Below are 571 nucleotides of genomic sequence, written 5' to 3'. Positions count from 1 at the left end.
GCGCGTTTGATGAGATGACTAACATTGCATACCGTATGAAAGAGCTTGCAACACAAGGTGCTAGTGACGCGAATGGCACTACTGAATGGGCTGCGCAAAGTGCTGAATATACAGCTTTGCAAAGTGAGTTAACCAGTATAATGTCAAATACCTCATTTGGTGGCACTGAATTATTAAGTGCTGCTGGTAAGTTTGGTGCGGGCTCACTTACTTTTCAAGTAGGTTCATCAACAGCTGAAAAACTTGATGTAGATATTTCTACTACATTAGCTACAGTAACGACAAACGTTGCGGCAGCAGCAGCTTTTACTAACGTAACTACAGCGCAAACTGAATTAGGTAAAATAGACACAATAATTGAAAATATCGGTACGGCTCGTTCATCACTAGGTGCATCAATGAATCGCCTTGAGCATACCATGACGAACGTAACTAACATGAAAGAAAATACACAAGCAGCGTCATCTACGTTAATGGATGCAGATTTTGCAGCTGAAACGTCTAACATGACTAAGCAGCAATTGTTAATGAACTCAGGTATTTCGGTATTGAGTACAGCGAACAGCACAAC

Annotated in this window: 1 protein-coding gene; it reads left to right on the top strand. The window is 41.2% G+C overall.

All coding sequences use genetic code 11. The features are described from left to right. Positions 1-14: 14 nt before the first annotated feature. Positions 15-571 (top strand): flagellin (locus Q4496_RS17925; RefSeq protein ID WP_303610978.1); only part of this gene is annotated, 557 nt, incomplete at its 3' end.

The organism is Colwellia sp. 5_MG-2023 (assembly GCF_030547795.1).
GTDB lineage: Bacteria > Pseudomonadota > Gammaproteobacteria > Enterobacterales > Alteromonadaceae > Colwellia.
Note: the sequence above shows the minus strand (reverse complement) of the source record. Positions and strands in the feature narration are given on the sequence as shown.